Origin of the sequence: Polaromonas sp. AER18D-145 (genome assembly GCF_002379095.1) — a bacterium.
Classification (GTDB): Bacteria; Pseudomonadota; Gammaproteobacteria; order Burkholderiales; family Burkholderiaceae_C; genus Polaromonas.
The window spans coordinates 1-991 of record NZ_NBZV01000119.1; the positions used below are offsets into that span (position 1 = coordinate 1).

1 protein-coding gene is annotated in these 991 nt (G+C 63.2%); it reads left to right on the plus strand.

Going from position 1 to position 991, the window contains the following annotated elements:
* Positions 1–4 precede the first annotated feature (4 nt).
* Positions 5–991: elongation factor Tu (gene tuf / locus B7G52_RS23115; protein WP_096699992.1), on the plus strand; the 987-nt coding region annotated here is incomplete at its 3' end.

Genomic DNA, 991 nt, shown 5'->3' on the forward strand with positions numbered 1-991 from the left:
AAAAATGGCAAAAGGCAAATTTGAGCGGACCAAGCCGCACGTCAACGTAGGCACGATTGGACACGTTGACCATGGCAAGACCACCCTGACGGCAGCGATCACGACCGTGCTTGCAGCCAAGTTCGGCGGCGAAGCCAAGGGTTACGACCAGATCGACGCGGCTCCGGAAGAAAAAGCCCGCGGCATCACCATCAACACCGCCCACGTCGAGTACGAGACGGCCAACCGCCACTACGCCCACGTCGACTGCCCCGGCCACGCCGACTATGTGAAAAACATGATCACCGGCGCCGCCCAGATGGACGGCGCGATCCTGGTGTGTTCCGCCGCTGACGGCCCCATGCCCCAGACCCGCGAGCACATCCTGCTGGCCCGCCAGGTCGGCGTGCCTTACATCATCGTGTTCCTGAACAAATGCGACATGGTTGACGACGCCGAGCTGCTCGAACTCGTTGAGATGGAAGTGCGCGAGCTGCTCGACAAATACGACTTCCCCGGCGACGCCACCCCCATCATCCACGGCAGCGCCAAGCTCGCCATGGAAGGCGACAAAGGTCCCCTGGGCGAGCAGGCCATCATGAGGCTGGCCGACGCCCTCGACACCTACATCCCCCTGCCAGAGCGTGCCGTGGACGGCGCCTTCCTGATGCCCGTCGAAGACGTGTTCTCCATCTCCGGCCGCGGCACCGTCGTGACCGGCCGTATCGAGCGCGGCGTGGTCAAGGTCGGCGAGGAAATCGAGATCGTCGGCATTGCCGATACCCAGAAAACCATCTGCACCGGCGTGGAAATGTTCCGCAAGCTGCTCGACCAGGGCCAGGCCGGCGACAACGTCGGCATCTTGCTGCGCGGCACCAAGCGCGAAGACGTCCAGCGCGGCCAGGTGCTGTGCAAGCCCGGTTCGATCAAGCCCCACACCCACTTCACTGGCGAGATCTATGTCTTGTCCAAGGACGAGGGCGGCCGCCACACCCCTTTCTTCAACAACTAC